Source organism: Nostocoides australiense Ben110, assembly GCF_001050535.1.
Lineage (GTDB): Bacteria > Actinomycetota > Actinomycetes > Actinomycetales > Dermatophilaceae > Nostocoides_A > Nostocoides_A australiense.
This window is the reverse complement of sequence record NZ_HG764815.1, coordinates 2850390-2857058: the sequence shown is the minus strand read 5'-3', so window position 1 is coordinate 2857058 and position 6669 is coordinate 2850390. Positions and strand designations below refer to the sequence as shown.

At 69.5% G+C, this 6669-nt stretch carries 6 protein-coding genes; 3 read left to right on the top strand and 3 right to left on the bottom strand.

Going from position 1 to position 6669, the window contains the following annotated elements; all coding sequences use genetic code 11:
• From BN11_RS13735 to BN11_RS13725, 3 genes are all read left to right on the top strand, one after another.
• The coding region (locus BN11_RS13735) for a Stk1 family PASTA domain-containing Ser/Thr kinase (protein WP_048698545.1) at positions 1-846 on the top strand (846 nt) is incomplete at its 5' end.
• Positions 843-1775 carry a DMT family transporter gene (locus BN11_RS13730; RefSeq protein WP_048698543.1) on the top strand — a complete coding sequence of 311 codons (933 nt, stop codon included), beginning with the start codon at positions 843-845 and terminating at the stop codon, positions 1773-1775. The genes BN11_RS13735 and BN11_RS13730, both read left to right, overlap by 4 nt.
• Positions 1776-1865: 90 nt before the next feature.
• On the top strand, positions 1866-3206 hold the full coding sequence (locus BN11_RS13725) for a TrpB-like pyridoxal phosphate-dependent enzyme (protein WP_456152339.1): 1341 nt from the start codon (positions 1866-1868) through the stop codon (positions 3204-3206).
• Positions 3207-3348: 142 nt separating this feature from the next.
• Here BN11_RS13725 and BN11_RS13720 read toward each other — a convergent pair whose 3' ends face one another.
• The 3 genes from BN11_RS13720 to BN11_RS13710 form a co-directional block, all read right to left on the bottom strand.
• Positions 3349-4386, bottom strand: coding sequence for a threonine aldolase family protein (locus BN11_RS13720; RefSeq protein WP_048698538.1), 1038 nt, complete (start codon positions 4384-4386; stop codon positions 3349-3351).
• Complete coding sequence (locus BN11_RS13715) at positions 4386-5711, bottom strand: class II 3-deoxy-7-phosphoheptulonate synthase (protein ID WP_048698536.1); 1326 nt, start codon at positions 5709-5711, stop codon at positions 4386-4388. Before BN11_RS13715 ends, BN11_RS13720 begins: the two co-directional genes overlap by 1 nt.
• A 110-nt stretch (positions 5712-5821) precedes the next feature.
• Positions 5822-6466, bottom strand: a complete 645-nt coding sequence (locus tag BN11_RS13710; protein ID WP_048698534.1) for a response regulator — start codon at positions 6464-6466, stop codon at positions 5822-5824.
• Between the last annotated feature and the right edge of the window lie 203 nt (positions 6467-6669).

Here is a 6669-nt window from a genome sequence, read left to right as displayed (position 1 = left end):
GCCCTGCTCGCGGGCGCGGCGGCCGCCGGCTGGTACTTCCTCGCCGGTCCCGGTGCTCCCACCACCGTGCCGCAGCTGTCGAATCTAACTCGGGCACAAGCACATGCGGCTCTGGAGACGGCGCACCTCGACGCCAAGGACGTTCAGGCGTTCAGCGAGACGGTGGCGAAGGGCGTGGTCATCTCCGCTACCCCCGGCGAGGGCGCCTCGTTGCGGCGCGGCGAGGACGTCACCCTGACGATCTCCAAGGGCAAGGAACGGTATGAGGTGCCCGTCGTCGCAGGCATCACCTACAAGACCGCGCTGGCGCGCTTGGCGGCGCGCAATCTCGAAGGGGAGGTCACGCGGGCCTACTCCGACACGGTCGAGAAGGGCCGGGTCGTCTCCTCCACACCGGTCGCGGGCACCGAGCTCAAGCGCGGAGACAAGGTCACGATCGTCGTCAGCGACGGGCCGCAGCCGATCGACGTGCCCACCTACCGGGGGATGACGCTCGAGGAGGCGCAGGCCGCGGCGACCGCCGTGGGCTTGACCGTCGTCGAGGGTGAGCAGGTCTACTCCACCGACGTCGAGCAGGGCCGGATCGTGGCCCAGACACCGGCCGAGGGCCAGGTCGTGCGGGGGGCCACGATCACCGTCCAGGTCTCCAAGGGCCCTGAGATGGTCGAGGTGCCGAGCGTGTTCAACCTGGGCGAAGCCAAGGCCGTGGCCACCCTCGAAGCGGCCGGCTTCGCGGTCAAGGTCGAGAAATTCCTCGGGGCGCCTCTCGACGTGTGCACCGGCCAGACCCCGGGCGGCGGGGAGCAGGCCCCGAAGGGTTCGACTGTCACCATCACGATCGTATGAGCGCTCCCGCCGGACCACACTCCGACCGGACGCGGATCGTCGCGACGCTCCTGCTGCTCGCGATGACCGCCACGTGGGGCTCCACCTTCTTCCTCATCAAGGATCTCGTCGCGCACGTGCCGTCGGCGGACTTCCTTGTGGTGCGCTTCGCCATCGCCGCGCTCGCGATGAACCTGGTGTTCCACCGCCACGTGATGTCGTTGCCGCGCAACGCGGTTCGCACCTCCTTGTTGTTGGGTGCGCTCTACGGCACGGCGCAGATCCTGCAGACCGTCGGGTTGGAGCACACCTCGGCGTCGGTGTCGGGTTTCGTCACCGGGGCGTATGTCGTGCTGACCCCGATCCTCGGCGCACTGCTGTTGCGCGAGCGGTTGCCGGGGGTGATGTGGGTGGCCGTCGCTCTGGCGACAGTCGGCCTGGGGGTGCTGTCGTTGCGCGGGTTCGCGGTGGGGCTCGGCGAGTCGCTGACGCTGGCCGCCGCCTTGCTCTATGCGCTGCACATCGTGGGCCTGGGCCGATGGTCGACGCCCGCCGAGGCGACCGGTATGGCGTGCATCCAGGCCGCCGTGATCTCGCTCGTCGCGCTCGTGGCGGCCCTGCCGGGCGGCATCACGCTGCCGGCAACCGGAGGCCAGTGGACCTCGCTGCTCTATATGGCGCTGGTCGCCGGCGCCTTCGCTCTGTGGGCGCAGACGTGGGCGCAGGCGCACGTGCACCCGACCCGGGCGGCGATCATCATGACCACCGAGCCGGTGTTCGCCGCCTTCTTCGCCGTGCTCTTCGGTGGCGAGTCGCTGACCGGCCGGATGCTGCTGGGCGGCGGGTTGGTGTTGGCGGCGATGTATCTGTCCGAGCTGCGCGGCCGCGCCGTCGACGACGTCATCGACGATGAGCGTCCCTCCGAAGCACTCCACCACGACGCACCCTGAGATGCCCGTTTCGCGAGGGAGTGGGCGCCGCTAGGGTGAGCAGCCGACCCCACCGATCCGATGCCGGGAGCGCTCGTGTCCGATGAAGCCGTGAAGTACCTCCTCGACGACTCCGAGATGCCGACCCACTGGTACAACGTCGTCGCCGACCTGCCCACGCCTCCTCCCCCGCCGCTGCACCCCGGCACCCATCAGCCGGTCGGCCCGGATGACCTGTCCGGACTCTTCCCACCGGAGCTCATCGCCCAGGAGGTGACCGCCGAGCGTTTCGTCGAGATCCCCCGAGCGGTGCGCGAGGTCTACCGGCTCTGGCGGCCCTCGCCGCTGTTCCGGGCTCGCCGATTGGAGGCCAAACTCGCCACGCCTGCCCGCATCTACTACAAATACGAGGGCGTCTCGCCGGCCGGGTCGCACAAAACGAATACGTCTGTGCCGCAGGCCTATTACAACTCCATCAATGGCATCACCCGCCTGACGACGGAGACCGGCGCCGGCCAGTGGGGCACGGCCCTGGCCTTCGCGTGCAGTCTCTTCGGAATGCACTGCGACGTCTGGCAGGTGGGCGCGTCCTTCGACTCCAAGCCCGCTCGGCGCACGTTGATGGAGACCTTCGGCGCCACCGTCTTCCGCTCCCCCACCCGCGACACCGAATCCGGGCGCGCCTTCCCCGAGGGCCACCCGGGCAGCCTCGGCATCGCCATCTCCGAGGCCGTCGAGGTCGCCGCTCAACAGGACGACGTGAAGTACGCCCTCGGCTCGGTGCTCAACCACGTCCTGCTGCACCAGACGGTGATCGGTGAGGAGGCGCTGCTGCAGCTGGCCAAGGCGGGCGAGTCCGGCGCCGACCTCGTCATCGGCTGCGCCGGCGGCGGCTCCAACCTGGCCGGCCTGACGTTCCCCTTCGTCCGGGAGAAGCTCGCGGGCAAGCAGAACCCTCGTCTGATCGCCGTCGAGCCCGCGGCCTGCCCGACCCTGACCCGAGGCGAATACCGCTACGACTTCGGAGACACGGCCGGTCTGACGCCGCTGATGAAGATGTACACCCTGGGTCACGACTTCGTCCCCTCGGCGATCCACGCCGGCGGCCTGCGCTATCACGGCATGGCACCGCTCGTATCGCACCTGGTCCACGAGGGCCACATCGCGGCAGTCGCCTTGCACCAGAACGAATGCTTCGCTGCCGCAATCGAATTCGCGCGCACCGAGGGGATCGTGCCGGCGCCAGAGTCGTCCCACGCGATCGCCTTGGCCCGCCAGGAGGCCTTGGCGTGCGCAGAGTCCGGAGAGGACAAGGTCATCGTCGTCGGCCTGTCCGGGCACGGCATGCTCGAGTTGGGCGCCTACGAGAGCTACCTGGCCGGCGGACTTGCCGACGAGGCGCTCTCCGAGGAAGCCCTCACGGCCGCGCTCGCCGGGGTGCCTCAGCTCTGAGGCGGCTCCTCCTCCGACCCGGGCCGGCTTGTCGTCGTGGGGCCTGGAAATAGCCAGGCCCCACAACGAGAACCTGGCCCGTCTCGACGAGAACCTGGCCCCGCAACGACAACCAGGCCCGGCAACGAGGAGCTGGCCGGCGTCAGCCCAGGGTTGCCCGGGCGGCCTCGATCGCGAGGTCGGTGCTGGCGTCGTCGACGTCGAGGTGCCAGACGAGCCGGACGTGGGTGTGGCTGAGCGCGTAGGCGCGGACGCCATGCTGGGCGAAGCCGGAGACGGCCTGCGGCGCGCTGAGCGCGTGGTCGGTCAGGTCGAGGATGACGATATTGGTCTCGACCTGCGCCGGATCGACCACGGGCGCAACGGAACCCACAGCCTCGGCGAAGCGGCGCGCTCGCGCATGATCCTCGGCGAGGCGCGCGATGTTGTGGTCGAGGGCATAGAGTCCGGCTGCGGCGAGGATGCCGGCCTGGCGCATCCCCGCGCCATAGCGTTTGCGCCAGATCCGTGCCTCGGCCATGGCGTCGGCGGACCCGACGAGCACCGAACCGACCGGTGCGCCAAGGCCTTTGGAGAGGCACACCGAGACGGTCTCGAAGAGCCGGCCGTATGCCGCGAGCTCGATTCCCGTCGCCACGTGGGCGTTCCAGAGGCGGGCACCGTCGAGGTGCATCGCCACCCCGTGCGGCTCGGAGCCGGCGCGGATCGCCTCGATGGTGGCGAGCGGCAGGATGCTGCCGCCGCCGAAGTTGTGGGTGTTCTCGAGTTCGATGAGCGCAGTGGCCACGTGATACGGGCTCGCCTCGGCGGCCATCAGCGAGAGCACCTGCTCCGGCGTCGGGCGGCCCCGGTCGGAGACCCAGGTGCGCGATGTGATGCCCGAAAAGGCCGCTGCCGCACCGAGTTCCGCGCGCAGAATGTGCGCCATCGAATCGGCGATCAGCTCCTGCCCGGGCTTCACGTGCAGCCGCAGTCCGAGCTGATTCGCGAGGGAGCCGGTCGGCGAGAACAATCCGGCCTCGTGCCCGAGAAACTCCGCGACCCGCGCCTCGAGTCGCGCGACCGTGGGGTCCTCACCGAAGACGTCGTCGCCGACCTCTGCCTCGGCCATGGCGGCGCGCATCCCCGCCGAGGGGCGGGTCAGCGTGTCGGAAAGGAGGTCGACGGCATACGGCGCCATCAGTCGCGAGCCAGCATCTCGGCGACGAGGAAGGCCAGCTCGAGACCCTGCCGGTGGTTCAGGCGGGGGTCGCACACACTCTCATACCGCTGCGCGAGGTCGGCGTCGAGGATCTTCTCGGCTCCGCCGAGGCATTCGGTGACGTCATTGCCGGTCAGTTCGACGTGCATACCGCCGGGCACCGTCCCGAGCGCACGGTGCACGTCGAAGAAGCCGCGCACCTCCTCGACGATGTCGTCGAAGTCGCGCGTCTTGAACCCACTCGCGGACTCAAAAGTGTTGCCGTGCATGGGATCACAGATCCACGTCGCAGCAGACCCAGCCTTGGTGGCGGCCTCGATCACGCCCGGGAGCGCGTCGCGCACCTGCGCGGCGCCCATCCGGGTGATGAAGGTCAACCGGCCGGGTTCGCGCTCGGGATCGACGAGATCCATCAGCTGCTCGATATAGGCGGGATCGGATTTCGCCGACAGCTTCACCCCCACGGGGTTGTGCACGCGTGAGATGAAGTCGAGGTGCGCCCCATCGAGCTGCCGGGTGCGCTCCCCGACCCAGATGAAGTGACCGGAGGTGTCATAGAGCTTGCCGGTGCGCGAGTCGATGCGGGTCAGCGGGCGCTCGTAGTCGAGCAGCAGCGCCTCGTGCGCCGCGAAGAACTCGACCTGGCGCATCGCGTCGAAGTCCGCTCCGCAAGCGGCCATGAACTTCATCGCCTTGTCGATGTCCCTGGCAAGCCGTTCGTATGCCGCATTGGCCGGCGTCGAGACGAAGCCCTTGTTCCACTCGTGGACGTGCCGCAGATCGGCATACCCGCCGGTGGTGAAGGCCCGAACGAGGTTGAGAGTCGCCGTGGAGGCGTGGTAGGCACGCACGAGCCGTTGCGGGTCCGGGCGGCGGGCGTCGGCGCTGAAGTCGTAGTCGTTGACCATGTCGCCGCGATAGGCCGGGTGCGTCACCCCCGCCCGGGTCTCGGTGTCGCTGCTACGCGGCTTGGCGTACTGGCCGGCCATCCTCCCGACCTTGACCACCGGCACCGACGCGCCATAGGTCAGGACAGCCGCCATCTGCAGGAGCGTCTTGACGCGGTCGCGGATGTTGTCAGCCGTGGCATTGACGAAGGTTTCGGCGCAGTCGCCGCCCTGGAGGACGAAGGCCTCACCCCGGGAGGCGGCCGCCATGCGCTGACGCATCAGATCGCATTCGCCGGCGAAGACGATGGGTGGCATCGAGGCGAGAGTCTCGATCGCGCCCTTGAGCGCGCCATCGTCGGGCCACACCGGCTGCTGCGCGGCAGGGCGCGCGGGCCCATCGAGCAACATACTCATCGGAGCGGCGGTCGTCGTCACCCGGACAGGATATGTGGCTGTTCAGTATCCGGACGCCCCGCCCGTATACCGGAAGCCGGCCGGGCGAAGGAGTGACATCTCGACTGGGGTCAGGGCTCGTCGAGGCCGTGCTCGATGGCGAAGCGGGTCAGCTCGACCCGGTTGTGCAACTGCAGCTTGCCGAGAGTGTTCTGGACGTGGTTTTGCACGGTCCGGTGGGAGATGACGAGTTGCTCGGCAATCTCCTTGCTGGACAAGCCCATTGCGACCAGCCGCAGGATCTCGGTCTCGCGCTCGGTCAGTTGCGGGATGGGGCGTTCGTCGGGGGCGGGCTCGTTCGCGAGCTTGCGGTACTCCCCCAGCACGAGGCCGGCCAGACCCGGAGTGAATGTGGCCTCACCCCGGCCGGTCGCGTCGACGGCGGCCCGGATCTCCTCGGGGGTGGCCGACTTGACGAGGTAGCCGGATGCGCCCGCCTTCATCGCGGCCAGCACATCCCGCTCCTCCCCGCTCGCCGACAGGATGAGCACCCGGGTCGCCAGCCCGGCCACTTGGGCGCAGACGTCGGCGCCGTGCAGGCCCGGCAGGTTCAGGTCCAGCAGGAGCACGTCCGGCCGGGTGGCCTTGGTCCGGTTCACCGCGGACGGGCCGTCCGCGGCGGAGCCGACGACGTCGTAGCCGGCCTTCTCGAGGTCGGCCACGAGAGCATCACGCCAGAGCGGGTGGTCATCGGCGACGAGGACACGCAGGGTCATGAGCAGGCTCTTTCCGGGACGACGGTCATGCGGAACGGCGGGGTGCGAGGGGTTCCAGGTCCTTGGGGGCGGTCAGCACGACGGTGCACCCCGTGCCGGGCGCGGAGGTCCACGTCGCCTCGCCGCCGAGGTCACGCAGCCGGCCCCGGATGCTCGAGGCCATGCCGAGGCGTCCCGAGGCGGCGGCCTCCTCGGCGCGGCCG

What these genes read in the sequence shown, in the direction of transcription:
- BN11_RS13715 (WP_048698536.1), bottom strand. Translation starts at nt 5,711, where the DNA reads ATGAGTATGTTGCTCGATGGGCCCGCGCGCCCTGCCGCGCAGCAGCCG.
- BN11_RS13730 (WP_048698543.1), top strand. Translation starts at nt 843, where the DNA reads ATGAGCGCTCCCGCCGGACCACACTCCGACCGGACGCGGATCGTCGCG.
- BN11_RS13720 (WP_048698538.1), bottom strand. Translation starts at nt 4,386, where the DNA reads ATGGCGCCGTATGCCGTCGACCTCCTTTCCGACACGCTGACCCGCCCC.
- BN11_RS13710 (WP_048698534.1), bottom strand. Translation starts at nt 6,466, where the DNA reads ATGACCCTGCGTGTCCTCGTCGCCGATGACCACCCGCTCTGGCGTGAT.